This is a genomic window from Aeromicrobium sp. CnD17-E (genome assembly GCF_024124745.1).
Classification (GTDB): domain Bacteria; phylum Actinomycetota; class Actinomycetes; order Propionibacteriales; family Nocardioidaceae; genus Aeromicrobium.
On the sequence record NZ_JAMXRU010000030.1, the window covers coordinates 1 to 25,184 of the forward strand.

A 25,184-nucleotide genomic window follows, 5' to 3' on the forward strand; every position below is an offset into this window, starting at 1 on the left:
CCCCGGGACCCGGGCGGGGCCGGCGGCGGGGGCGGGGGGGCCGGGTCCGACCCGCCGCTGCAGCCCGTCGCGCCGAGCGACAGCACCGGCAGGAGCACCGCGGAGGCCAGGTGTCGTGCGCGCATGGGTCCATCCCACCACGTCGGACCCGTCGTCCGAGGCGCACCACGCGCGGTCCCGCCCGGGCCCTTCCCGGCCCGAGGGTGTCCTTGGTGTCGTGCCCGCGTGGCGTAGGCTGAAAGTGCTAGGACGTCCAAGCATCAGGGAGGGAGAGGTCCATGACGATCGCACGTCTGGGCGTGGTCGGCGGAGGACTCATGGGGTCGGGCATCACCGAGGTCGGAGCGCGGGCCGGTCTGTCCGTCGTGACCGTCGAGGTCGACGACGACGCCGCGAAGCGCGCCGCCGAGCGGGTCGAGGCCTCGCTGCGCAAGGCCGAGCAGCGCGGGAAGCTGACCGCCGACGACGTCACCGCGACGCTCGAGCGCGTCACGTTCACGGCCGACCTCGAGGCGCTCGCCGACCGTGACCTCGTCGTCGAGGCCGCGAGCGAGGACGAGCGGACGAAGCTCGACCTGTTCCGGACCCTGGGCTCGATCCTGGAGTCCGACGACGCCGTGCTCGCGTCGAACACGTCCTCGATCCCGATCGTGAAGCTCGGCGCCGTGTCGGGGCGAGCCGACCGGGTCATGGGTGTGCATTTCTTCAACCCCGCGCCGGTCATGAAGCTGGTCGAGCTGATCCCGTCGCTCACCACGTCGCCCGAGACGCTGCAGCGCATGCAGACGTTCGTCTCCGAGACCCTCGGCAAGGAGCCGATCGAGGCCACCGACCGCGCCGGGTTCGTCGTCAACAGCCTGCTCGTGCCGTACCTGCTCTCGGCCATCCGCATGTACGAGGCGGGCTACGCCTCGGCCGCCGACATCGACTCCGGCATGGTGCTGGGCTGCGGGCACCCGATGGGCCCGCTCGCCCTGGCCGACCTCATCGGCCTCGACACCGTCCGCGCCATCGGCGTCTCCATGTACGAGGAGTTCAAGGAGCCGCTCTACTCGCCGCCGCCGGTGCTCGACCGCATGGTCGAGGCAGGCCTGCTGGGCAAGAAGTCCGGCCACGGGTTCTACCCCTACGATCGCTGAGTGCCCGACCTCGACCCTCGACGACCGCGGCTCGCGGACCTGACGTGGCCGCGCCACACGGCCCGGACCACGCTGCGGCCGCTCACGCTCGACGACGTCGACGCCGTGCTCGCCTACCGGGGCGACCCCGACGTCGACCGGTGGCTCGGCCGGCCGGCGCGGACCCGTGAGGAGCTCGTCGACTCGCACTTCGGCGCCGACGACCTCCTCGACGCGCTCGCCGTCGAGGTCGACGGGCAGGTCGTCGGCGACACCATGGTCACCGTCGGTGACGCCTGGGGCCAGAAGGACGTCCGCGAGCGGGCGCGTGGCACGGTCGCCGTGCTGGCCTGGGTCCTCGCGCCCAGCCACCACGGGCGAGGCCTCATGACCGAGGCCGTCGAGGAACTGCTGCGGATCAGCTTCGAGGAGCTTGGCGTGCGTCGCGTCGTCGCCGAGTGCTTCGCCACCAACGAGCCGTCGTGGCGCCTCATGGAGCGCGTCGGCATGCGGCGCGAGGCCCACACCCGCCAGGACGCCCTGCACCGCGACCTCGGCTGGGTCGACGGCCTCGCCTATGCGATCCTCGCCGACGAGTGGCGCTCCCGGCACGCCTGACCACGCGGTTTACCACGGTCCCGTGGTAGAGGTCGTCCTCCCACGGGAAGTTTGCCGCGGGAGGACGGGGTTTACCACGGGACCGTGGTGAACCGCGGCGTCGGAGTCACCTGCGACGGCGGTGCAACGGGGGGCGGGGCATGATGGGGTGATCCGCGTCATACCCGACTGGAGGCCCTCGTGATCGTCCCGTTCAGCATCCGCGACTTCCTCGACCGCGCCGTCACCGTCTACCCCGACCGGGTGGCCGTCGTCGACGAGCCCGACCAGCCGGCGCCGTCGTGGGGCGAGCTCACGTACGCCGAGGTGATGCGGCTCGCGCAGGCGCAGGCGGAGCGGCTCGACCGGCTCGACGTGCCGGTCGGCGGCCGGGTCGCGATGGTCTCGCAGAACGCCGCGCGGCTCTACACGTCGTTCTTCGGCGTCTCTGGCTGGGGCCGCGTGTTCGTGCCGGTGAACTTCCGGCTCGCGCCGGCGGAGGTCGAGTACATCGTGCAGCACAGCGGCGCGGAGGTCGTCGTCCTCGACCCGGGCCTGGAGCACCTGCGCGACGCCTGCTCGGCGGCCAAGCACGTCTTCGTCGCCGGCGTCGACGACGAGGAGGTCTGGGGCTGGTCGCCGACCTCCCAGGATCGTCCGACCCACGGCGCGCAGCCGCGAGCGTGGGAGCCCGACGAGACCGCGACGGCCACCATCAACTACACGTCGGGCACGACCGCCCGACCCAAGGGCGTCGAGCAGACGCACCGCGCCCTCTGGACCAACGCGACGGTGTTCGGCTGGCAGGCGTCGGTCAGCGACCGCGACGTGTACCTGCACACGCTGCCGATGTTCCACTGCAACGGATGGGGCCAGGTGTACGGCGTCACCGGCATGGGCGGGAAGCACGTCGTGCTGCGGCAGGTCGACGGGGCGGAGATCCTGCGCCGCGTCGAGGAGCACCAGGTGACCTTCCTCTGCTGCGCACCGGCGGTGCTGTCGGCCGTGCTCGACGCGCTGAAGGACTGGGACGGTCCGGTCGGGCGCGACCGTGTCCGCTGCGTCGTCGCAGGCGCCCCGCCGCCGACCCGCACGATCGAGCGGGTCCGCGAGGAGCTGGGGTGGGAGTTCATCCAGATCTACGGGCTCACCGAGACGTCGCCGCTGCTGACCATGAGCCGCATGCGCGAGGAGTGGGACGACCTCGACGCGACCGAGCAGGCCCGCAGGCTCGGTCGCGCGGGCGCTCCCGCGCTGTCGACGTCGATCCGCGTCGACGACACCGGCGAGGTGCTGGCCCGCAGCAACACCGTGCTCGAGGGCTACTGGGACAACCCCGACGCCACCGCCGAGTCGCTGGCCGGGGGATGGTTCCACACGGGCGACGGCGGATCGTTCGAGGACGGCTACGTCACGATCGCGGACCGCAAGAAGGACGTGATCATCTCCGGCGGCGAGAACGTGTCGTCGATCGAGGTGGAGGACGCGCTCGCGTCGCACCCCGCCGTGCGGGAGGTCGCCGTCATCGGCGTCCCCGACGAGCGCTGGGGCGAGCTGGTCACGGCGCTCGTCGTCGTCGAGCCCGACTCCGGCGTCGACGAGGCGGCGCTCATCGCGCACTGCCGCGAACGGCTGGCCGGCTACAAGTGCCCCAAGCGGGTCGAGTTCCGCGACGAGCTCGCCCGCACGGCCACCGGGAAGCTGCAGAAGTTCAAGCTGAGGGCCGAGTTCTGGGACGGTCGCGAGCGCCAGGTCAACTGACGTCCCGGTCGACGGGGCGGTCTCGCTGTAGCCGCACGCCCGGGCCACCGCCTCGCCTAGGCTGGCCGCACCATCCGCCGCACGCCCGAGGTCCGTCATGTCGTCGTCCTGCACCTGCCACTGCGCCGAGAGGCGTCGGCGTCGACCGTCGGCCGCCCTCGTCGTGGCCACCGTCGCGCTCTTCCTGTCGCTCGGCGGCACCTCCTACGCCGCCGTCAAGGCGGGCAGCATCGGCAACCGTCAGCTCGCCGACCGCGCCGTCAGCGCCTCGAAGATGCGCCCCGACTCGGTCGGCACGCAGGCGCTCGTCGACGGCTCGGTGCGCTCGGGGGACCTGCGCAACCGGTCCGTCACCGGCGCCAAGATCGCCCTCGACGCCGTGACCACGCAGGTCATCCTCGACGGCAGCATCGGCAGCCAGGACCTCGCGAAGGGCAGCATCGGCACCCGCGAGGTCGCCGACGGCAGCCTCGGCACGCAGGACCTGACGTCGGACGTCGTCGGACGGCTGCTGCGGGCGCCCGGCACCGGCAGCGGCGGCGCGACCGTCGGCCAGACCCTCTCGACGAGCGTCGTCCTGGCCAGCTCCACGGAGATGCGTGGCTACTCGGTGCCCGCGGACCAGGCGGGCACCGTGCTCGTCACCGGCGCTGCGGCCGTCGGCTCGAGGTTCGGCACCGACGTGACGTGCGGCCTCGTCCGCGCCGGCGAGAGCACCCCGCTCGCCAGCAGCACCGTGACCGTCCCCGCCGAGGGCAGGTCGGTCGTCCCCGTGCAGGCCGTCGTGGCCGTCGCGCAGGACCAGAACCTCTCGCTGCGGTGCTGGACCGCGCTGGGCACCGGGACGGCGACCGCCGCCGACGGCTCCACCCTGACGGTGCTGCGCGTCGGCTCCTGACGCCCCCGTCCCGCGCCGCGCGGCGCGGCGGGTCAGCCGACCAGCCGCAGTCGACGGGGTGCCAGCCCCACCGTCAGCCGCTGCCCGAACGACACGCTCAGCGCGTCGGCCTCGATCCCGTCGCCGAAGCAGACGAGCGCGTCGGACTCCACCGTCACCACGAGCGAGCCGTCGGCACCCACGAGACCCTCCGTGACCTCGGTGCCCGTGGCCGGCGACGGCCACGCCTCGCGGACGAACCAGCACAGGCCCGGGTCGGTCGGGCCGGGCATGACCAGACCGCTGCGCCGCTCCTCCCACGCCGAGCGCAGCCAGCCCGTCGCACCCGTGCCCGTGCCGACGAGGATCCCCGACGACGAGTGCCGCTCCACCCGGTCACCCGCGTGCAGCACGTAGCGCGCGGACTGGTGACCGGGGTCGCCGACGAACACCTCGTTGAGCGCCGACAGCTCCTGGCCGTCGTCGGTGCGCGCCTGCACCATCGTGCGTTCCTGCACCGGACGGTCGGCCCGCTCGACGCCGGCCAGCACGTCGACCACCTGCTGCGGCGCGTGCGGCACGAGCACTCCGGGGTTGCGGCCCCGCTCCGGGTCGACCCCGACCACGGGCTGGCCGCTCAGGTACTTCGCGACGTTGGCGACGAGCCCGTCCTGACCGACCGCGACGACCACGTCCTCCGGGCCGAACACGAACCGGTCGAGCTCGGAGCGCTCCACCTCCGCCCGCCGCCAGTGCAGCGGGATCGCCGCGGACACGACGGCCCGCGCCCGCGCGAGCGCCTCGTGACGCTGCTCGACCTCGGCGATGTCACGGTCGCGGGTGCGCAGGAAGAAGGCGGCCTGGTCCCGGGTGGCGTGCCGGGCGACCAGCTCCTCGTACTCCGACCGTCGGTGGACGACGACGGCCCGCGGCCGCAACGTCATCGCGCCGGACCGGGCTCCTGGTCGGCCGCCGCGCCGGTGTCGCCGAGCTTCTCCAGCAATGGCGCGAGCAGGTCGGGCGTGAGGGAGAGGTGCGTGAGGGGCGGCAGGTTGGCCGCGAGCTCGCGGGCGGCGATCGCGAGGATCCGACCCTGGTCGATCTCGGCGTACGACGCGAACGCCGCCGCCTCGGCAGCAGCCTTCGCCTCGCCGACGGTGCGGGCCCGGTCGGCCTCGGCCCGCGCCAGCAGACCCTCCCGCTCGGCACGCGCCGCCGCCGTGATGCGGTCGGCCTCGGCCTGCTCGGTCGCGCGACGCCGCTCGTTCTGGCCGCGCTGGGTGACGAGCTCCTCCTCGCGGCGCGCCAGCTCGATCTGGTTCGTCAGCTCGTTCTCGGCGATCGCGCGCTCCTTCTCCACCGCGACCGCCCGCCGCTCGAAGGTCGCACGGTCGGCCTGCTGCTGCACGGCCTCGCGGGTCGGGGTCTGCAGCGCACGCTCCAGGTCGGCCTCCGCGCGGATCGCGACGACGCGGACGTCGGTGACGGCCAGCCCCCGCTCGACGAGGCGCTGGTCGCCGGCGAGCTCGTCGGCGACCCGCTGACGCACGGGCGCGATGCCGTGGGCGAGCGCGTCGGTGAGCGACGTGCCGGCGAGGTGGTCGAGCGCCGGCTGCTGCGCGAGCTCGGTGAGCAGGCCGCCGAGCCGCTCCAGCGGTCGGGCGTTCCAGTCGCCGGTGCGCGGGTCGATGCCGAAGTCGATGCGGGTGGCGGCGACGGCGGGGTCGACGACCCGGTAGGTGACGGTGGCCTGCACCGACACCACCTGGAAGTCGCTCGTCCGAGCCGTGAACTGGAGCACCTGCTCACGGTCCTCCAGCGGCACCTCGGCCAGGGCGGCGGTGCTGGGTCGGAACCAGAACGACACCCCCGCCCCGGACTTCGTGACCTGACCGTCCTTCAGCTTCAGCACGAACGACGTCGGGTCCGACCGCAGGTGGTTCAGGAACGGACGTCGGGTGATGTCGGCCATCGGTGCTCCCTCTTCTCGACCACGCCCAGTCTGCCCCACCCGCCGCGCCCCCAGCGCCGAGCCCACCCCGCGAACACTCCGCCGGTCGAGGAGCAGGGACCCCCCGGCGACAGATCAGCGCGGGCCAAGTCCCAGCGACGGCTTGGAGTGGTCTCGATACACCTCCCCTCGCTGGCGCTCGTGGAGGCACTCGACCAGCGGAGGCTCTCGCTGGTCGAGTAGCCGGCACGGCGAGCGCCAGCGAGCACGTGACGTCGGCTACTCGACCAGCGACACCTTCCGCTGGTCGAGTAGCAGCGACAGCGAGCGCCAGCGAGCTTGTCGGTGCGTATCGAGACCACCCGGCAACGGCCCAGCGCGGCCCAACCCGCCAGGACCACTGGGGGTGGTCTCGCTCCGTCGCGGCTACGCCCCTCCTGCGACGGCTCCAGCACCTCCCCTCGCTGGCGCTCGTGGAGGCGCCCGACCAGCGACAGCGGGGTCAGAGGGGGCGCAGGCCGGTGACCTGCCAGGTGCCGGCGGACGACTTCCTGGCCGTGACCGACAGCTGGGCGGCGGAGACGTTGGCCTGGTCCTCGCCGGCGCGACGGCTGGACTGGTCCACGTACACGAGCAGCTCGGCGTGGTCGCCCTCCAGCTCGGTCACGCCCGCCGTGCTCACCTTGGCGGTGAGCACCAGCTTCTGGCCGGGCGCCTGCTTCTGCAGCGCCGCGAAGAGGGTGTCGTACTCCTGACGCGCCTTGCCGGCGAGCAGGGCGTCCGCGGACTGCTCCGTCGGCGTCGGGTTCGCGTAGTCGTAGGTGAGGACGCGCTCGAGCGCGACCGCCACCTGCGACTGCACCTGCGACGTCTCCTTCGCGTCGACGAGGGCACGGTTGTCGGCCGCCGGCCCCGACGTGAGGTCCGCGTACTGCCACCAGCCGACGCCACCGACGACGAGGGCCAGCAACGACACGACGACGACGGCCGCCCGCCTCGCGCCCCTCACGACAGCTCCACCGCGAGCTGCTGGAGGTCGCTCACCTTCCAGGTCCCACCCGAGCGGACCAGGGTGGCCGTGAAGCGGTTGCGCTTCACGACGGGCTCCGCGTCGGCGTCCTTCGCGTCGCGCACCGTCGTCTCGACCGACGCGATCACCTCGGCGGTGTCGCCGTCGACGTCGAGGACGGCGGCGTCGACGACCTTGCCGCGCGACTCCTTGCCCTGGTCGGCGAGGAGCTGACGGTCCTGCTCGTCCAGCCCCGAGAACTGGTCGTGCAGCGTTCCGGTCGTGACGGCCTTCCAGCTGTCGAGCCCCGCCTTCACGTCGGCGGAGTCGAGGCTGTTGAGCGTGGCGATGTCGCTCGTGGCGCGGATGAGCACGGCGTCGCGCGTGCGGGCGAGCTGCAGGTCGTCGCTGTGCGCGGCGCTCCACCAGGCGACCGAGCCGCTGACCGCGACCGCTAGTGACACGGCGAGCAGGACCCAGCCGAGCAGCCAGCGACCTCGACGCTGCCCGTCTGACGTCGTCGGGCCGTCACCGTCGGACACCCCGGCGTCGCTCGTCGCCGCCTCCATGGCACCGTCTCCCCCCGTGCTGCCGCGCTCTGCCAGCGCAGTCGTCCTGCTCATCGTGCACCACCCATCAGGTCGGCCAGCGAGTCGGCCATGCGGACGTCGGCGCGGACGAGCCGGCCCTCGGCGTCGCGGCTGGGTGCCGGACCCAGCCGACTGGGGACGTTCTTCGGACCTCGGACGTTGGAGGCGCCGGCGCTGGACCGGCAGCCCGCGTCGCGGTTGAACGACTGGCCCGACGAGGTGTCCGTGCCGCGCCGCGGTGCGGTGCCGCCGTAGCCCGTCGTGCACGGCAGCGGCGAGAAGTAGGACTGCGAGAGGGCGAGGTTGATGCCGCGCGAGCCCGTGATGGTCCAGCCGATGCTGAACGCCCGGGGGGCGGTGACCAGCGCGTCCTGGACGCCGTTCGCGTTGATGCCGAACACCTGCGCCGGCGTGACCAGGTTGGCGAGCACGACCCCGAGGGGGCGGCCGACCTCCTGGAAGAGGGTGTCGATCTCGCGGGCCGCCGCCGGCGTGTTGTCGATGAGGGTGCGCAGGTCCCCGTCGGACGACTCGAGCGTCGCGGCGATGGTCGACAGGTCGGCGCTGAAGGAGCGGATGCTCTGCGACGACGCCTCCTGGGTGCGCAGCACGCGGTCGGAGTTCTCGATGAGCCCGCGGGTGACGACGAAGTTGCGGTCGGCGGCCTTCTGGAACCGCTGGGAGCTCTCCAGCAGCGACCCGAAGTCGAGCGCGACCCCCTGGGTGGCGTCGTAGCCCTCGTCGATGACCGACGTGAGCGCCTCCTTCGGCACGGACCCGACGAACTTCTCCCCCGAGCGGAGCAGGGTGTCGATGTCGGGCGGCTGCGACTCGGCGCCCGCGCTCAGCCGGTCGCCGTCCCTCAGGGCCGCGCCACCGGCCGTGCCGCCCTGCAGGTCGACGTACTGCTCACCGATCGCGGAGCGGTTGACCACCTTCGGGCTGGCGTCCGCGGGGATGCGCGGTGCACCGCCCTCGATGGACATCGTGATCCGTACGCCGTCGTCGGTGGGCTCGAGCCGGTCGATCCGACCGACGGGCACGCCGCGGTAGGTGACCTGACCGTTCTCGAACGCTCCGCCTGCGGCGGGCAGGGTGGCCGTGACCGTGTAGCCGGTCGAGAAGGGGTCGAGCCCCACGTACTTGAGGCCGAGGTAGGAGGTGGCGAGCAGCCCGAGGACCACGAACGCCACGATCTGCGCCTTGATGCGTCCGGTCAGCATCACTGCTCACCCTCTCGCGGGCTGGTGGACGGCTCGGCCGACGACGTCGCCGAGGGCGACGGGGTGGGCGTGCGGTCCGGGGTGGGCACGGTGGCGCTCGGGACCGGCATCGACGGCCTCGGGGAGCCCGGGGCCGGCGACGACGTCGGGGGCAGCAGGCTCGGCGGCGCCTCGTCGGACTCCGCGCCGTCGCCGTCGCCACCCTCGGCGGCGTCGCGCTGACGCTGGAGGAGCTGCTGCGGGTCGAGGGCCTTCCCCTGGCCGCTGACGGAGCCGCCCTTCGGGTAGTTCGGGTCCTCGACCTGCGGCCACGTGCAGCCGGCGGCCTGGCAGCCGGCCGGGAGCGTGCGGAAGTTGGTCTCGACGAACACGTTCAGGTAGTCGCCCTTGATGGCACCGAGCACCGAGTCGGGGAACGGGTAGGTCAGCAGGATCTCGAGCGACTCGGGCAGGTCGCGACCGGAGCGGGCGAGCTGGTCGAGGATCGGGTCGAGCGCCTTGAGGTCGGCGACGATGTCGTCCTGGCTCTTGTCGAGCACGTCGACGGTGACGGTCGAGAGCCGGTCCAGCGACGACAGCATGGCCACCAGCTCCTTGCGCTGGTCGACGAGCACCTGCATGCCGGGCGACAGCCCGTCGAGGGCGTTCGCGATCTTGTCCTGGTCGGCCTGCAGGTTCTTCGACAGCCGGTTGAGCCCGTCGAGCGCCGCGGTGATCGACTCCTTGCGGTCGTCGAGCGTCGTGACGAACTGGTCCATCTGCTGCAGGAACGCCTTGATCTCCTCGGGCCGGCCGGTCGAGACCTGCTGCAGCTCGCGGGAGATCTCCTGGAACTGGCCGATGCCGCCGCCGTTCAGGACCATCGACAGCGAGCCCAGCACCTGCTCGACCTCCGCCGCCTGCGACGTGTCGGCGAGACCGAGCCGCGTGCCGTCGCCGACGGGTCGGCCGGCCTGCGGTGTCGAGGGTCGCACGAGGGCGACGTACTTCTCGCCCAGCAGCGACGTCTGCTCGAGCCGGGCGACGGTGCCGGCCGGCAGCTGGGCGTCGCGGTTGACCAGCAGGGTCACCCGCGCACTGCGGCCGTCGGGGTTGAGCCGGATGCGGTCGACCCGTCCCACGGCGACATCGTCGACCTTGACGCTCGACTGCGGCACGAGGTCGAGGACGTCGTCGAAGTCGGCGGTGATGTGCATCGGACGCGAGCCGACGTCGGCGCCGCCGGGCAGCGGCGTGTCGTAGACACCGCCGCTGAGCATCCCGCAGCCGGACAGCGTGGCGAGCCCCGCTGCGGCGACGGCGACGGCGAGCCGACGGGTGAGGCGGCTCATCGGTTCGTCCCCGGCAGGAGGGTGGGCGCGTCGCCGCCCGGCGCCCAGATCGACGCCTCGTTGAGGTTGCCTCGACCCGTGAGGGCCTTGCGCTGGGGGTCGTAGGCCCGCAGGAAGTTCTGCAGGACCAGCGGCACGAGCCGCACCGTCTCCTCCAGCGCCTGGCGCTGGTTGACGAGCACCCGGGTCGGGCCCTGCAGGTTCTCGACGCTGGTGCGCAGCGCGCCGCGGTTGTCGCGGATGAAGTCGTCGACGATCGCGAGCGCCTGGCCCAGGTTGTCGATCGCGGCGGCGAGGTCGCCGCTGCTGTCGGCGAGGTAGTCGTTGACCTCGGCGAACTGGCGGTTGACGTTGGCGACCGACGTGTCGTTCTCCACCAGCATGTCGTTGAACTCCTTGACGTTCCCGATCGTCGCGAAGAGGTCGTCGCTGGAGTCGGCCAGCGTTCCCGACGCGTCGCCGAAGTCGCTGATCAGCTGGTTGATCTTGGTGCCCTGGCCGCGCAGGTTGCGGTCGGCGACGTCGAGGAAGCGCGACAGCGCGCCGTCGCGGTTCGCGCCGTCGGGGCCGAGCTTCTCGCTGACGTCGGTGAGGCTGGCGTAGAGGTCGTCGATCTCGACCGGCACGGCGGTGCGGTCGATCGGCAGCACGGCGCCGTCGGGCAGCTCGGGGCCCGACACCCACGGCTTCGTCAGCTGCACGAACCGGTCGGACACCAGCGTGGGCGCGACGATGACCGCGGCGGTGTCGTCGGCGGCCGCCTCACCGTGGTCGAGACGCATCGTCACGGTGACGCCCGCGGGACCGGGGTCGACCCCCGTGACCTTGCCGACCGGGACGCCCAGCATCTGCACGTCGGAGCCGACGTACAGCCCGACGCTGGACTCGAAGACGGCCTTCACGGTGGTGCGGTCGCGGTCGGCGGTGGCCCGCCAGCCGACGGTGGCCACGACGGCGAGCGCCACGACGACGGCGAGCACGAGGCTGCGGCGTCTCACTGGCCGCCTCCCTTCTTCGGCTTGCAGTCCCGGACGACGTCGTTGCGCAGCTCGGGGCTGCCGGAGGAGTCGAACAGGCCGCAGATGTAGGAGTCGATCCACGGACCGTTGCCCGTGGCTGACGCGAGGGTGCGGTAGTACGGGGCCAGACGTCGCAGCGACGCCTCCAGCTGCCCCTGGTTGGCCTGCAGGATCCGCGCGACCTGGTCGAGCTTGGCCAGGGCGGGACGCAGCTGGGCCTCGTTGTCGCGGACCAGACCGACGAGCTGGGTGCCGAGGCGTTTGGTGCCGTCGAGCAGGGCCTGGACGGTCTGGCGGCGGGCGGCGAGCTCGTCGAGGAGCGCGCTGCCGTCCTGCAGCAGCTTCGCGAACTCGGCGTTGCGGTCCTTGAGGGTGCCGCTGACCTCACGGGTCGACTTCAGCAGCCGGGCGAGCTCGTCGTCGCGCTTGGCGATGACGCGCGAGAGATCGGTGAGGCCCGAGACCGACTCGCGGACGGCCTTCGGCGTGTCCTGGAACGCGTCGGACAGGACGTCGAGGCTGGTCTCGAGCTGGTCGGTGTCGATGGCGCCGATCGTGTCGGACAGGTCGGAGAACGCGGCGTTGACGTCGTAGGGGGTGCTCGTGCGCTGCAGCGGGATGGGCCCGTCGAGCTCCCCCGCACCGAGCGGGTCGACCGCCAGGAACTTCTGGCCCAGCGTCGTCTTGACCTTGATCGCGGCGCGCGACTGCGGGCCGATCCGCACCCCCTTGGCGCGGAAGGTGACGAGCACCGACGCGCCGTCGAGGTCGAGGTCGGTGACCTCGCCGACCTTGACGCCGGCCACGCGCACCTCGTTGCCGGGCTTGAGGCCGCCCGCCTCCGCGAAGCGCGCCTGGTGGGTGGCGCCACCGCCGACGACGGGGAGCGCCTGCGCGTTGAACGCCAGGAGGAACACGACGGCCATGACGGTGAGCCCGACGACCGCGATCCACACGCGGTTGCGCTCCCCGAACGCGGTCGGGAAGGAGCGGGCCTTGCGGGACGGGCTCATGCGGTGCACCTCTTCGCGACCGGCTTGGCGCCGAGGTCGCCGAAGTAGCCCTCGGGCCGCGGGATGACGCCGGTGATCTCGCACTCGTAGAAGTTGATCCAGGACCCGTACGACGCGGTGCGGCCGATCCGGTCGAGCTTGACGGGCAGCCGCGCGAAGAACGTGTTCAGCGTGTCCTCCGCGTCGGCCAGCTGCGCCGACAGGTCACCGAGGGACCCGATCGACGCCTTGAGAGGCTGGCGGCCCTCCTCCAGCAGGTTCGAGACGCTGGTCGTGAGCCGGCCCATGCCGTCGAGGGTGTCGCCGATCGTCTTGCGGTCCTCGGCCAGCCCCGAGACGAGCTGCTGGAGGGTGACGATCGTGCGGTCGAGCTCGTCGGTGCGGCCGTTCACGGTGTCGAGCACCTGGGTGAGGTTGTCGATCAGCTCGCCGATGACCCGGTCCTTCTGCGCGAGCGTCGACGTGAGGCTCGCGGTGCTCGACAGCAGACCCTCGACGGTGGCGCCCTCCCCCTGGAAGACGGCGATGATCTGACCGCTCAGCGCGTTGACGTCCTTCGGGTCGAGGAACTGCATGAGCGGCTGGAACCCGTTGAACAGCATGGTCAGGTCGAGCGCGGGGCGGGTCTCGCGCAGCCCGAAGGTGTGACCGGCGGGCAGCGAGCCGCCCGTGCTGGTCTCCGGCGGCTCGAGGGAGATGTAGCGCTGGCCGACGAGGTTGCGGAACCGCAGCTGCGCGATCGTGCCGCGTGGCAGCCGCACCGCGTCCTGCACGGTGAACTCGACGCCGGCGACCCGGTTGTCGTGCACGCGCACGTCGGTGACGGTGCCGACCTTGACGCCGGCCATACGGATGTCGTCGCCGCGGTTCAGGCTGGTGGCGTCGGAGAACAGCGCCGTGTAGCGGCTCGTGGAGCCGGGCGTGGAGTTGCGGATGGTGCCCGCGAGCATGACGGTGGCGAGCACCGTGACGACGGTGAACACCACGCTCTTGACGATCGTCGCCCTCATCGCAGCTCCACCTCCGTGCCGCGCAGCGTCGGACCGACGAGCAGGCTCGCCCAGCGCGGGTAGTCGTCGGGGCTGATGCCCTGGCTGGGTCCCATGAGCTCGGCGATGAGCTGGTTCTCGGCCGGGGAGTTCGCGTCGTCCAGGCCCGGCGACGCGACCGCGGAAGCGCGGGTGTCGTAGGCCGGCGGCGCGATCGCGGCGGGCTGGGCCGACGACCCTGCCGAGCGGGACCCGGCACCGGTGGGCACGTAGGGGCACGACGGGGTGCCGCCGCCACCGAAGCGGGGCGTGTCGCGGCCCGGCTGGTAGCCGCTGCGCGGCGGGCTGACGTTCAGCACGACCTTCAGGCCGGGCTTGCTCGTGCCCTTGCCGAGCGCCTTGTCCATGCGGGGGATGAACTGGCGCGCCGAGCGCAGCAGGCACGGGAAGGTGCGGGCGTAGGGCGCGGCGGCCTCGAGCGCCTTGCGGCTCTCTCCGGAGAGGATCTCGATCGTGTTGGCGTTGGACGCCACCCAGCCGCGGCTCTCGTCGGCCGACGCGATGACCCGCTGGTACACCTCGGTGAGCGCCGAGCCCTTGTCGACGAGGGTGCTGGACGTGGTGGTGAGGTCGTCGAGCGCGGTCAGCAGGTCGGGCGCGGCGTCGGCGTAGGTGTCGGCGACGGTGGCGAGGCGGCCGAGGTCCTCGGTGAGCAGGGGGACGCTCGGCTGCAGCCGCTGCACGTACTCGCCCCACGCCTGCAGGGTGTCGCCGAGCTCGCCGCCGCGGCCACGCAGCATCGTGGCCAGCTCGCTGAGCGTGGCCTGCAGCTTCTCGGGCTGGATGGACTTCAGCAGCGGCAGCAGCTCGTCGAGCACCTTCTGCAGCTCGACCGCGTCGGTCGAGGCGTCCTGGTGGATCGTGGCACCGGCCTCGAGGTGGTCGCCGGCCGACGCCGACGTCGACTGCAGGTCGACGTACCGCTCGCCGAAGAGCGTCTTGGGCAGCAACCGGGCCGTGGTGTCGGGCGAGAGCCGCTTCAGCACGTCGGGCTTGAGGGCGAGCGTGAGCACGGCACCGTCGGGAGCGGTGCTGATCTTGGCGACCTCGCCGACCGGCACGCCGTGCAGCTTCACGTCCGACCCCTTCTGCAGGGCGTTGCCGACCGAGTCGGTCCGCAGCTCGACGTCGGAGCGCGGCACGAACGCGCGGTTGTAGGCGAGCACCGCACCGCCGACCAGCGCGACGACGACCAGCCCGTACGTGAGCCCGAGCAGCACGTCGACCCAGCGCGGCGCCTCGCGACGGCGCGCGCTCATCCGGCGATCCTGACGGTCGTGGTGGTGCCCCAGAGCGCCATGGAGAGGACCAGGTCGAGCACGGCCACCGTGACGATGCTGCGACGCACCGCCGTGCCCACGGCGATGCCGACGCCGGCGGGGCCACCGTGCGCGGTGAACCCGAGCCGGCAGTGGATCAGGATGATCAGCACCGCGAACACGAGCACCTTCGCGAACGACAGCAGGATGTCGATCGGCGGCAGGAACAGCGAGAAGTAGTGGTCGTAGGTGCCGGCCGACTGCCCGTGCAGGTACACCGTGACCATGCGCGCACCGAAGTAGGAGGTGAGCAGGCCGATGACGTACAGCGGGATGATCGCGATGAATCCGGCGACCACGCGGGTGGTGACGAGGTAGGGCACGCTGGGCACCGCCATGACGGTGAGCGCGTCGACCTCCTCGTTGATGCGCATGGCGCCGAGCTGGGCGGTGAACCCCGAGCCGACCGTGGCCGACAGCGCGAGCGCCGCGACGAGCGGGGCGATCTCGCGGGTGTTGAAGTAGGCCGAGATGAAGCCGTTGAGCGCCGACGTCCCGATCTGGTCGAGCGCGGCGTAGCCCTGCATGCCGACGACGCTGCCCACGAACAGCGTCATGCCCAGCATCACGCCGATGGTGCCGCCGATGACGGCGAGGGCGCCGGAGCCGAAGCTGACCTCCGAGAGCAGACGCAGCACGTCGCGCGGGTAGCGCTTGACCGTGGCCGGGATCCAGGCGAGCACGCGACCGTAGAAGCGCAGCTCGGCACCGGCCGACGCGACCGCGTCGAGCGGACGGTCCCACCAGCGCGGCGGCCGGTCGTCGACGCCGAGCTCGGCGAGGGTCGGCTCGGGACGCGGCGCGCGGGCACCGGGACCCTGGGCGGGCGTGAGCGTCATGTCAGGCTCCCTTGCCCGGGACGAGCTGCAGGTACAGCGTCGTGACGACGAAGTTCACGAAGAACAGCAGCAGGAACGTGATGACGACCGACTGGTTCACCGCGTCGCCGACGCCCTTCGGCCCGGGAGCGGTGTTGAGGCCGCGGTGGCAGGCGACGATGCCGGCGATGAAGCCGAAGATCACGGCCTTGAGCTCACCGACCCACAGGTCGGAGATCTGCGCGAGGGCGGTGAAGCTGGCCAGGTAGGCACCGGGCGTGCCGCCCTGGACCATGACGTTGAAGACGTAGCCGCCGACCACGCCGACGACGGACACCAGACCGTTCAGCAGGACGGCGGCGCCGATGCACGCGAGCACCCGCGGCACGACGAGCCGCTGCACGGGGTCGACGCCGATGACCCGCATGGCGTCGATCTCGTCGCGGATGCGCCGCGAGCCGAGGTCGGCGCAGATCGCCGCGCCGCCGGCTCCGGCGATCACCAGGCTGGTGACGATGGGTGCCGCCTGCTGGACGACGGCGAGCACGCTGGCCGCGCCGGTGAAGGACTGGGCGCCGACCTGGACGGTCAGGGTGCCGAGCTGGAGCGCGATGACGGCACCGAACGGGATGGCCACGAGGATCGCGGGGATCCAGGAGACGCTCACGACGAACCAGAACTGCTCGAGCGTCTCGCGCGCCGCGAACGGCCGGCGGAAGGTCGCGCGGGTGGCGTCGAGCGCGAGGGCGAAGACGTCGCCCGTCGCGGTCAGGGAGCGGGTGACCGCCCCCGACGTCGGGTTCGCCTCCGCTCGGTGGGTGTCGTCGTCGTCGGCGACGTAGAGGGGCGCGTTGCCGGCGCTGACCCGCTCGCGGTGCCGGACCGAGCTGGGTCGTGCCACGCCGGAGCGCGGCTCGAGCTGACGCGGCAGCACCTCGATGGCCCGGGCGCCGCCGCCGCGGATCGGCCCGCCCGGCCCGTAGTCGACGGGCTCGTCGAAGAGGTCGATGGTGCGGTGGTCGTTCTCCTCGCTCATGCCGATCGGGCCCTCGGGGTCGCCGCTCATGAACTGGCTGACGACGGGGTGGTCGGTGAGGAGGAACTCCTCGCGGGGCCCGAACATCACGAGCTCGCGACGGTAGAGCATGCCCAGGTTGTCGGGCAGCGTGCGGGCGAGCTCGATGTTGTGGGTGACGACGAGCATCGTCGCGTCCGTCGCGGTGTTCACGTCGACGAGCAGCTGCGCGAGGTTGGAGGTGCGGACGGGGTCGAGGCCGGAGTCAGGCTCGTCGATGAGGATGATCTCGGGGTCGGTGACGAGCGCGCGGGCGAGACCGGCGCGCTTCTTCATGCCGCCGGAGATCTCGCCGGGCACCTTGTGCTCCGTGCCGAGCAGGCCGACCATGTCGAGCCGGTCGAGCACGACCTGGCGGATCTCGTCCTCGCTCATCCGCGTGTGCTCGCGCAGCGGGAAGGCGACGTTGTCGTAGACGTTCATCGAGCCGAACAGGGCGCCGTCCTGGAAGAGCACGCCGAACTTCTTGCGCAGCTCGAGGCGGTGGGCCTCCTTCACCGAGACCATGTCGACCCCGTCGATGAGCACCTCGCCCCGCTCGGGGTCGACGATGCCCATGAGCGACTTGAGGAAGACCGACTTGCCCGTGCCCGACGGGCCCAGCAGCGCGGTGATCTCCCCCGGCGGCAGCGTGAGGGTGACGTCGTGCCAGATGTTCTGGCGGCCGAAGGTCTTGGTCAGCCCCCGTACCTCGACGCTTCCGCCCATGGTGTCCTCGTCCCTCCGTCGACCGTCCGCGGGACGCGTGCACGATGCGTCCAACCGTGGCGACCGTAGGTGTGTCGTGCGCCACCCCGCCAGGGCCGCACCCCGCCCGGAGCAAACTTCACCTTTTCGTAACCTTTGCTTGTCAGGTGCATGACAACTTTCGATCGCCCCCGCCTCCCCGGTCGTCGACCGCGCGGGTTCCGCTACCCATGAGTCGCAGGATGGTCACGTCGCGGACCCGGGTCCGGTGTCCGCAGCGACGCCTAGCGTTCCTCGTGTCCCCACCGCGCGACCGACGAAGGGAGCGGCATGCACGGCGACCGGCCCGAGCACCCCCACTGGCTCCACGAGCCATGCCCCTCCTGGTGCGCGGTCGTGCACGCCGACGACGACCACCCCGACGACCGGCACCACGACAGTGCGCCGGTCCACGTCCCCGTCGTGCTCCTCCGTCGCGGCGCCGACGACCCCGCGTCGCGCCCCGCGCCAGCCGAGGTCTCCGTGGTCCGCACGCGTCGCTGCCACGACCCGGAGGACTGGGTCGTCCTCGAGGAGTCCGGCACCGCGCACCTCGTCCTCGACCCTGCCGGCGCCCGCCGCCTGGCCGCCGCCCTCCTCGCAGCGACCCGCTCAGAGTCGCTCCCGCGGGAGCGCGGCTGAGCCGCGACCGGACGGACTGCGCTACTCATCCGTCTGTCGACCGATGAGTCGCACTAGGACACGCTGCCTGCGTGAGCGAGTCACTGCAGCACGTCGTCGGGCAGCGCCTGCGCGCGCACCGCCAGCGGCTGGGCCTCAGCCAGGAGAAGCTGGCCGACCAGCTCGGCTACCACCGCACGTACCTCGGATCGGTCGAGCGCGGCGAGCGCAACCTGACGCTCGCCAGCCTCGAGCAGCTGGCCGAGCGGCTCGGCGTCGACCCGCTCGACCTGCTCCGACCCTGACACCTCCCGTCGGCCTCTCAGGAAGTTGTAACCCGCGTCACAACTTCCTGATCGATTCGTCCCCTCCCCCTCCTCGACCCTGGACTCGTCCCGGCACGGTCCGTTGACTGACGCTCGAGGGAACGTCCGAGCGCCCCCGCACTGCGCCCGGACACGAGCGAGGGGGAGACACATGACCGCATTGACCCACCACGGCTCCGACAGGGAAGCCACCCGTACGTCCAACCGCACCAGCCTGCGCGAGGCGCTCGGGCTGCCGCTGCTGCCGGCCGACGTCGTCGCCGCCTACCGGCCGCGCTCGGTGGAGCTGACCCGGCGCATCGTCGAGCGCATCCGCGCCGAGGTGGCCGGCTTCGCCGCGCAGGGCGACCCGAAGATCCACCTCGGCATCGACGAGGCGATCCGTCGCGCCGTCGAGCTGTTCGTCGACACGATCGCGGGAGCCCCGACCCAGGGCACGGAGGTGTTCACCTTCTACCAGTGGGTCGGCAGCTACCAGTCGACGGCGGGGCTGAACCTCGACGCGATGCGCGCGGCACACCAGATCGCGACGCAGGAGTCGTGGACCGACCTGCAGCTCGCGGCGAGCGAGCTGGGCCAGTCGGCCGAGGTCGTCAGCGCCCTCGGCGCGGGTCTGCTCGCCTACCAGAAGCGGCTCTTCGAGCACGCCGTGCGCGGGTTCGCCCGGGCCAGCGCCCGCGCTCGCCGCGACCACGACGAGGGCCGCGCGGCCATGCTCGTCGGGCTGCTGCGCGGCACCTGCCCGTCGGAGCTGGCGATGCTGGCAGAGCGATGTTCCTGGACGCTCCCCGACGAGGTCGTCGTCGCGGTCACCCGCGACACCGAGGAGACGACGCGCCTGGCCAGCACCTGCACCGGGGCGCTCTCCGGCGTCCAGCACGGCCGACTCATCGTCGTCGCCGCGCCGGACGTCACCCGCGCGCTGGCCCGCGACGTCGCGGACCGCACCGGCGAGGCCGTGTCGCTCGCGTGGAGCGTGCCCCCGGCCCAGACCCACCTGGCGTGCCGCTGGGCGTCGCGCGGTCTGTCGCTGCTGCAGGAGGGTGTGATCTCGACCGCCGCCGACGGTCTGGTGGAGGTGGAGCAGCACCAGGACCTGCTGTGCACGCACGCCGACCCCGCCCTGCGGCGCCTGCTCGACGAGCGCGAGCTCGCGCCGCTGCTCGCCCAGACCCCGAAGCGGCGCATGGCGCTCGCCGAGACGCTCCTGCTGTGGCTGCAGACGCACCACAGTGCTCCGGCCCTGGCGTCCGAGCTGGGCGTGCACGACCAGACGGTGCGTCACCGCCTGCGTCGCCTGCGCGACCTCTTCGGCTCGCGCCTGGAGGACCCCACCCAGACGGCGACGCTCCTCAACGCACTGGAGTCGAGCATGCTGCGGTGGCGCCGCGCGGTCTGACCGGCGGGGAAGGTGGCGCGGGCCCAGGAGGCTGTCGTCTCGGCAGATCGGAAGGCGTTCCCGAGCCCGCGCCACCTTCAGGATACCGATGCGTAGCAGCCTGGAAAGGCTTCGTCCACGAGCCGTCCCCTAGCGTCGGCCGCCTGCTCGCCTCAGCCTCGAGTCGAGTCTCACGACCCGCTGATGTTGATGTCGCCGTCCGGCGAGGTGAGCTGGAGCCTCATCGAGAGATTGATGGGCTGACCGTTCCGCACTTGCCCCAGGCAGCCGACGACACCGGACGTCGTGAGATCACCGGTGAAGCCCCTCTCATCGATGACCAGCTGCTTCGTGGCCTCGTTGAAGGAGGCGGCGGCGCGACCGCTCACCGTGATCGAGCAGACGGCGTTCCTCCAGGTGAGACTGAGGTGGTCCAGGTGGCCCTCCACCACGTCCGCCGCTCCGGACGTCGCAGGTCCGTCGGCATGGAACTGCCACTCGCCGGCCGTCGTGGTGGCCATGGCTCCCCCAGGAAACGTGCAGCCCCGGAAGTCGAACGTGGGGAACCGCAGGATGTCCGTGACCGGGTACCCGGCCTGCGCCGTGGCCAGAGCCGGGGCCCGTACGGTCGCCGAGGTGCAGCCCCAGGTGAGTGTGGGGGACGCCCAGCCGACGGACATCGTCGTCGTGGCGGTGATGGGGTGAGCAGCTGTCGCTGAGTTCCCACCGACGGCGACGCGGTAGGCGTTACCGGTCGCGACTGCCGGGCCCACTCCGGCGGCGAGGGCGAGAGCTGCGGCGGCGGCACCGAGGGCTCGTCGCGAGATACGCGTGATCGTCATGAATCCTCCTGGACTGAAAGGGATGGTCGGTGTCACTTCGCGGCCATCAGCGGAACATCAGGCATCAGGAGCCGGCCGACCGACCTCACGACCCGCTGATGTTGACGGCCCCGTCGGGCGAGGTGAGCTGCAGGGTCATGCTGAGGTTCATCGCCTGGCCTACCTGCACCAGTTGCAAACAGCCCCGGACCTGGGAGATCACCAGGTTCCCCGCGAAGTCGGACTCGTCGATCGTCAGCTGTTGTGTGCCCTCGTTGAGCGACGCTCTCACAGAACCGGTGGCCGTGAAGTCACAGATGGAATAGCTGCCCTTGATCGCAAAACCCTCGAGACGGCCGTGAACGACGTCGCTGCTCCCCGACGTAGCCGGCCCCGTGACCCGGAAGGTCGCGGGAGAGATCAGTGCAGTCGGCATCGTGCCGCCCGGCCACGAACACCCCACGAACGCCATGGCACGCACGGTGAGCACGTCCAAGACGGAGGTGCCGGAGCTGATCTCGGACACCGGACTCGCGGGAACTTGTGCTTTCTGGCATGTCCACCTGAAGGTCTGCGTCGCCATCTCGACGCGGGTCGACGCAGCGGTGACCGCGTGCGACCCCTCGGCGCTGGACCCGCCGACAGCGACGGTGACGCTGTTCCCCGCCGCAGTTGCCGGGCCGAACCCGACGGAGAGGGCGAGGGCGGCGGCAAGAGCCAGGATGGTGCGACGTGCGATGCGTGGGACGGCCATGAGGACTCTCCTTCTCGAGCAGTTCCGGTGCAGGTCGGCCCCGCGTCGGACGTGACGCGGGGCCGACCTGGACGGAACGGGACTACTCCGCGATGACGCCGTTCGTCACCGTGATGTCGACGGTGTTGCCCGAGCCGGGCACCAGGCTGTTGATCAGCGGGGTGTTGATGCCGCAGTTCTCGAACTTGCCGATCGTGTAGGTGCCGACGAGCTCGCCGCCGTTGATGAGGTCGAAGCCCTCGTCCGGGCGCGTGCCGACGGGGATGGTGACGGGCACCTTGGTCTGGCACTTCGAACCGGCGAACGTCGGGAAGCCGGCGACCTTGATGTTCGACAGCTTCACGTAGTAGGTCGCGGTGGAGCTGACCTGCGCCTGCGTCTGCGTCAGGTTGATGTTGCCCGTCAGCGGCGCCGCCTCGACGAAGTCGACGTTCGCCTTGACGGGAAGGAACCCGGCGATCTTGAACTCGGTCGAGGTGCCGGGCAGGGGCAGCGAGCCGGTGAAGTCACCGGTGTCGATGTCGAGGTCGGTGCGCAGCGTGGTGGGGCCGAGCGCGACGTCGGAGTTGGTCTTCGCGATGTGCGACGTGCCCTGGGCGTCGTAGTTGATGGTGACGATCGTGGCGGCGTGCGCCGCCAGCGGGACGAGCGCGACGGCTGCGCCGGTGGCTGCCACGGCAGCGCGCTTGCGCCAACGGGCGGTGGGGGTGGTGGTCATGTGTGCTCCTTGGGAGGTGGGCGCCCCTGGGCCGCTGCGCGGACCGCGACGCGGAGATCGAGCCGTGAGTTCTCGGAGGTGCTGGAGGGGGCGTCGAGCACGTGCTCCACGCCCGGTGGGGATGCGGGCGGGGCCGAGGTTCGCTCGACCCCACCCGCGTCCCTGGCGGGTCCGTCAGGTTCAGCTGACGTTGATGGCGCCGTCGGGCGACGTCACCTGGAAGTTGCCGGTGAAGTTCGCGGACTGACCGTTCTGCACCTGGCCGAGGCAGCCGGTCACGTTCGAGACCTTCAGGTTGCCCGTGAAGCCGGTCTCGTTGACGTTGAGCTGCTGGTTGGCCTCGTTGAAGCTGCCGTTGGCGGAGCCGGTGACGGTGAAGCGGCAGACGGCGTTCGAGACGACAGCGGTGATGTTCTCCACGTGGCCGCTCACGACGTCGGACGAGCCGCTGGTGGCGGCGCTCGTGCCGTGCAGCTTCCACGAGCCGCTGGTGGTGACCGTGAGGCTTCCGCCAGGACCGGTGCAGCCGTTGAAGTTGATCTTGTTGATCGCGGCGATGTCGACCACGCCGGTGCCCGAGGCCACCGTCGAGGCCGGCGACGACGGAACGGCCGCGCTGGTGCAGCTCATGCTGAGGGTGGGGACCGCGAAGCTGAGCGATCCCGTCGACGCAGCGGTGATGTTGTGGGTCCCGGCAGCGGAGCTGCCGCCGACCGCGACGGTGTAGGAGCTGCCGGTGGCGAGCGCCGGACCCGCCGCCGCGACTCCTGCGAGAGCGAGGGCGGCGGTACCGATGGCTGCGTGCTTGATCTTCATGGTGTTCCTTCCGATCTGCCGATGAGGTCATGTGACCGCGGTCACGACGTCAGTACGCACGGCGCCACCAACATTTGGCAAGCCTTCTGAGCTCGGCGGCACGCAACACCGCGAAAAACTGTCATGCAGGTGACAACGCACTGCGCGACGTCCGCGAGCGCGGGGCGTCGCGCGTCGATCGGCACGATCCGGACGCGAAAGCTTTGCGCGGTCGATCCTGGTGGTCCTCGCATCACGGAAACTTGTCACGCACGTAACAACGGTTTCGGGAGATCTGAAGGTCGCCGACGGGATCCTTGACGCTCGAACGCTGCGGGCCTCACGGTTGGCTCATGGGCCCCTGGCGACGAGTCGCGATCCTCACCGCGTGCACGGTCATTCTCGGTTTCGCGATGTCCGCGTCGGCGTGGTCGGACGACAGCGACGGGAAGGGGAGGTTCCCGGGGCTTCCTTTCCTTCCCTGCGCGACAGACATCAAGGGGGAAGGAACGAATACGCCAAGTCTCGGCTGCGACTTCACCGGACCAAACTTCGTGAACGACTACACGTGGTTGAACTTTCCCCAAGTAGGACTGGCTGGGTCTGTGCCGGCCAAGCAGTGGGCGAGGATCCCCATCTCGATGATGGCGACCAGTATCGACCTCTCCTCGGAACCCCGACCGGACGAAGGGATCCAGAACGAGTACTGGTACAAGGTCCAGGCCTTCTTCGTGTCGCCGGACGGCTCCCCCGACAACTACGGGGATTCTTCCGAGATCGTCGTTCGGACCGTGGCCTTCGGTTCCATTCCCACAGAGGTCACGCTCCAAGTACGTCAGAAGCGAGACGCGAAAGGTCTGCCGCGCCCTCTTGTCTTCCGTCCACACGACGTGATCAAGCGGATCGGGCCAGGGAACACGACGGAACACACCCTCTACCCGGCGACCCTGAAAGACGACATCGACGTGTCAGTCACATCGCTCAAGGTCGACGGTTCGGACGTTCGCTTGATCGATCGATGCTCTACGGGAACCCGCTCGCGACTGACCGTGTCGTCCAAGCCACTGTCCGTCATCACACCCGATGACTGGGACACCAGCAAGGGCCTCACCAAACTGGAGGCGGAGTTCGATCCGACCGAGTACCAGTACGGTCTCTACGGCGGGACCCTCTCCGGATCGGTGGACATCGCGTCGTTCAGAGGATGCCGGACCAGCACGGGCGACGATGTAGCTCCTCTTCTCACGTCCGCGATCTCAGGAGCGGGCAATCCGGTCTCCGTGCGTATCGGAGCGGCGGGCGGGTGCACGTTCCAGGACGAGCAAGGCCGAAGCCTCCCAGTGCCTCCGGGCGTCACGAAACCTGACGAAGCATGTCCTGTCAGGGACCTCGGCATGCCGAACAAGAAGATCGTCGTCATCCCCGAGCCGTTCGCCATGCCTACCTCAGCACCATAGATCGGCACAGGCACGCAGACTCTGACCCGAAGCGGACCCCGTTCTGACGACGAGGTACGAACGAGATCCTCTTCGATCTCCTTGCTCGCGGTCGAGCCGGCCCAATGCCTTCACCTCACCGTGACGGCACCGTCCGGCGAGGCGAGGTCGAAGGTGACCTTCCAGTCGACCGCCCCACCCTCGCGGATCTGCCCCAGGCATCCGACGACACCGCTCTGACGCAGGCGCCCAGAACGTCCTGTCTCGACGACCTCGAGACGCTGTGTCGCCTCGTGGAACCGCACACGAGCCTCGCCGACGACCGAGAACCTGCAGGCCGCGTTCGCCTGGTCGATCCGCACGTGCCGCAGCACGCCGTCGACGACGTCGGCACCACCTGCGGTCGCGGGCCCCGTGAGGTCGAGCTGCCACGTGCCGACGTGGACATGGCTGATGACGCTCAGCGGGCCGCTGCACCCGGTGCTCGACCCGCCTGGCACGACGGCGAACGCACTGGAGCTCGCGCCCGACCGGACCGTCAGGTCGAGCCGGGTGCTGGAGCACCCGGTGCTCAGGGAGGAACCACTCTGCGTCTCGTACACCCACTGTGGCGACGCGATGCTCGACGCGGTGACAGGGTGGTCGGACCCTGAGTCGCTTCCTCCCACGGCTACCTCATGGCTCCCGGCCGAGGCAGGAGCGGCGACGCACACCGACGCCACTACCACCGCCACCGCCACTGGCAGGAGCCTCCTCGTGTGCTCTCTCATGGACGTCCCCCTCTCGTTCGTCAGGTCGGATCCACGATCGGCGACGAGACGGCGGTCGTCGAGCCCATGATCGCCCGTCCCCTTCGAGC

At 71.1% G+C, this 25,184-nt stretch carries 25 protein-coding genes and 1 pseudogene; 8 read left to right on the plus strand and 18 right to left on the minus strand.

Going from position 1 to position 25,184, the window contains the following annotated elements; genetic code table 11:
• Positions 1-278: 278 nt before the first annotated feature.
• From NH339_RS07975 to NH339_RS07990, 4 genes are all read left to right on the plus strand, one after another.
• Positions 279-1,139: a 3-hydroxybutyryl-CoA dehydrogenase gene (locus NH339_RS07975; protein ID WP_253024190.1), complete on the plus strand. Its 861-nt coding sequence runs from the start codon at positions 279-281 to the stop codon at positions 1,137-1,139.
• Positions 1,140-1,736 carry a GNAT family N-acetyltransferase gene (locus NH339_RS07980; RefSeq protein WP_253024192.1) on the plus strand — a complete coding sequence of 199 codons (597 nt, stop codon included), beginning with the start codon at positions 1,140-1,142 and terminating at the stop codon, positions 1,734-1,736.
• A 180-nt stretch (positions 1,737-1,916) separates the two neighbouring features.
• Positions 1,917-3,476, plus strand: coding sequence for an AMP-binding protein (locus tag NH339_RS07985; protein ID WP_253024194.1), 1,560 nt, complete (start codon positions 1,917-1,919; stop codon positions 3,474-3,476).
• Between the two features lie 97 nt (positions 3,477-3,573).
• The gene (locus NH339_RS07990) at positions 3,574-4,374 is read left to right on the plus strand and encodes a hypothetical protein (protein ID WP_253024196.1); all 801 of its coding nucleotides are present in this window, start codon (positions 3,574-3,576) and stop codon (positions 4,372-4,374) included.
• A gap of 32 nt (positions 4,375-4,406) precedes the next feature.
• On the opposite strand, the gene NH339_RS07995 is transcribed toward NH339_RS07990, so the two are convergent.
• The 13 genes and pseudogenes from NH339_RS07995 to NH339_RS08055 form a co-directional block, all read right to left on the minus strand.
• Positions 4,407-5,297: a hypothetical protein gene (locus tag NH339_RS07995; protein WP_253024198.1), complete on the minus strand. Its 891-nt coding sequence runs from the start codon at positions 5,295-5,297 to the stop codon at positions 4,407-4,409.
• Positions 5,294-6,325: an SPFH domain-containing protein gene (locus NH339_RS08000; protein WP_253024200.1), complete on the minus strand. Its 1,032-nt coding sequence runs from the start codon at positions 6,323-6,325 to the stop codon at positions 5,294-5,296. Before NH339_RS08000 ends, NH339_RS07995 begins: the two co-directional genes overlap by 4 nt.
• Before the next feature lie 481 nt (positions 6,326-6,806).
• Positions 6,807-7,313 carry a hypothetical protein gene (locus NH339_RS08005; protein ID WP_253024202.1) on the minus strand — a complete coding sequence of 169 codons (507 nt, stop codon included), beginning with the start codon at positions 7,311-7,313 and terminating at the stop codon, positions 6,807-6,809.
• A complete protein-coding gene (locus tag NH339_RS08010; RefSeq protein ID WP_253024204.1) occupies positions 7,310-7,936 on the minus strand; it encodes a hypothetical protein in 627 nt (208 codons plus the stop codon). Before NH339_RS08010 ends, NH339_RS08005 begins: the two co-directional genes overlap by 4 nt.
• Positions 7,933-9,126: an MlaD family protein gene (locus NH339_RS08015; RefSeq protein WP_253024206.1), complete on the minus strand. Its 1,194-nt coding sequence runs from the start codon at positions 9,124-9,126 to the stop codon at positions 7,933-7,935. Before NH339_RS08015 ends, NH339_RS08010 begins: the two co-directional genes overlap by 4 nt.
• Positions 9,126-10,457, minus strand: coding sequence for an MCE family protein (locus tag NH339_RS08020; protein ID WP_253024208.1), 1,332 nt, complete (start codon positions 10,455-10,457; stop codon positions 9,126-9,128). Before NH339_RS08020 ends, NH339_RS08015 begins: the two co-directional genes overlap by 1 nt.
• The gene (locus NH339_RS08025; protein WP_253024210.1) at positions 10,454-11,455 is read right to left on the minus strand and encodes an MCE family protein; all 1,002 of its coding nucleotides are present in this window, start codon (positions 11,453-11,455) and stop codon (positions 10,454-10,456) included. The genes NH339_RS08020 and NH339_RS08025 overlap by 4 nt, the downstream gene beginning before the upstream one ends.
• On the minus strand, positions 11,452-12,489 hold the full coding sequence (locus NH339_RS08030; protein WP_253024212.1) for an MCE family protein: 1,038 nt from the start codon (positions 12,487-12,489) through the stop codon (positions 11,452-11,454). The genes NH339_RS08025 and NH339_RS08030 overlap by 4 nt, the downstream gene beginning before the upstream one ends.
• A complete protein-coding gene (locus NH339_RS08035; protein ID WP_253024214.1) occupies positions 12,486-13,499 on the minus strand; it encodes an MCE family protein in 1,014 nt (337 codons plus the stop codon). The genes NH339_RS08030 and NH339_RS08035 overlap by 4 nt, the downstream gene beginning before the upstream one ends.
• Positions 13,496-14,797, minus strand: a complete 1,302-nt coding sequence (locus NH339_RS08040) for an MCE family protein (protein ID WP_253024216.1) — start codon at positions 14,795-14,797, stop codon at positions 13,496-13,498. Before NH339_RS08040 ends, NH339_RS08035 begins: the two co-directional genes overlap by 4 nt.
• Positions 14,794-15,696 (minus strand): ABC transporter permease, encoded by a 903-nt coding sequence (locus NH339_RS08045; RefSeq protein WP_253024218.1) that lies wholly within the window; start codon positions 15,694-15,696, stop codon positions 14,794-14,796. The genes NH339_RS08040 and NH339_RS08045 overlap by 4 nt, the downstream gene beginning before the upstream one ends.
• A 1-nt stretch (position 15,697) precedes the next feature.
• Positions 15,698-16,447, minus strand: a complete 750-nt coding sequence (locus NH339_RS08050; RefSeq protein WP_236749853.1) for an ABC transporter permease — start codon at positions 16,445-16,447, stop codon at positions 15,698-15,700.
• Between the two features lie 414 nt (positions 16,448-16,861).
• A pseudogene (locus NH339_RS08055) lies at positions 16,862-17,458 on the minus strand (ABC transporter ATP-binding protein); the annotation flags it as partial.
• Positions 17,459-17,767: 309 nt separating this feature from the next.
• Here NH339_RS08055 and NH339_RS08060 point away from each other — a divergent pair.
• From NH339_RS08060 to NH339_RS08070, 3 genes are all read left to right on the plus strand, one after another.
• Complete coding sequence (locus tag NH339_RS08060) at positions 17,768-18,118, plus strand: hypothetical protein (protein WP_253024220.1); 351 nt, start codon at positions 17,768-17,770, stop codon at positions 18,116-18,118.
• Positions 18,119-18,189: 71 nt separating this feature from the next.
• Positions 18,190-18,402 (plus strand): helix-turn-helix domain-containing protein, encoded by a 213-nt coding sequence (locus NH339_RS08065; RefSeq protein WP_253024222.1) that lies wholly within the window; start codon positions 18,190-18,192, stop codon positions 18,400-18,402.
• A gap of 172 nt (positions 18,403-18,574) precedes the next feature.
• Positions 18,575-19,822: a helix-turn-helix domain-containing protein gene (locus tag NH339_RS08070; protein ID WP_253024224.1), complete on the plus strand. Its 1,248-nt coding sequence runs from the start codon at positions 18,575-18,577 to the stop codon at positions 19,820-19,822.
• A gap of 170 nt (positions 19,823-19,992) precedes the next feature.
• Here the strand turns inward: NH339_RS08070 and NH339_RS08075 are convergent, their stop codons facing one another.
• The 4 genes from NH339_RS08075 to NH339_RS08090 all read right to left on the minus strand — a co-directional run bounded on the left by NH339_RS08075 (position 19,993) and on the right by NH339_RS08090 (position 22,910).
• A complete protein-coding gene (locus NH339_RS08075; RefSeq protein WP_253024226.1) occupies positions 19,993-20,322 on the minus strand; it encodes a hypothetical protein in 330 nt (109 codons plus the stop codon).
• Between the two features lie 406 nt (positions 20,323-20,728).
• Positions 20,729-21,376, minus strand: a complete 648-nt coding sequence (locus NH339_RS08080; protein ID WP_253024228.1) for a hypothetical protein — start codon at positions 21,374-21,376, stop codon at positions 20,729-20,731.
• Between the two features lie 82 nt (positions 21,377-21,458).
• A complete protein-coding gene (locus tag NH339_RS08085) occupies positions 21,459-22,094 on the minus strand; it encodes a hypothetical protein (RefSeq protein WP_067853491.1) in 636 nt (211 codons plus the stop codon).
• A gap of 180 nt (positions 22,095-22,274) precedes the next feature.
• Positions 22,275-22,910 (minus strand): hypothetical protein, encoded by a 636-nt coding sequence (locus tag NH339_RS08090; RefSeq protein WP_253024230.1) that lies wholly within the window; start codon positions 22,908-22,910, stop codon positions 22,275-22,277.
• A gap of 332 nt (positions 22,911-23,242) precedes the next feature.
• Between NH339_RS08090 and NH339_RS08095 the strand changes: the two genes are divergently transcribed.
• Entirely contained in the window at positions 23,243-24,346 is a 1,104-nt protein-coding gene (locus NH339_RS08095; protein ID WP_253024232.1) for a hypothetical protein, read from the plus strand.
• Positions 24,347-24,456: 110 nt separating this feature from the next.
• Here the strand turns inward: NH339_RS08095 and NH339_RS08100 are convergent, their stop codons facing one another.
• Complete coding sequence (locus NH339_RS08100) at positions 24,457-24,993, minus strand: hypothetical protein (protein WP_253024235.1); 537 nt, start codon at positions 24,991-24,993, stop codon at positions 24,457-24,459.
• Positions 24,994-25,184: the final 191 nt, after the last annotated feature.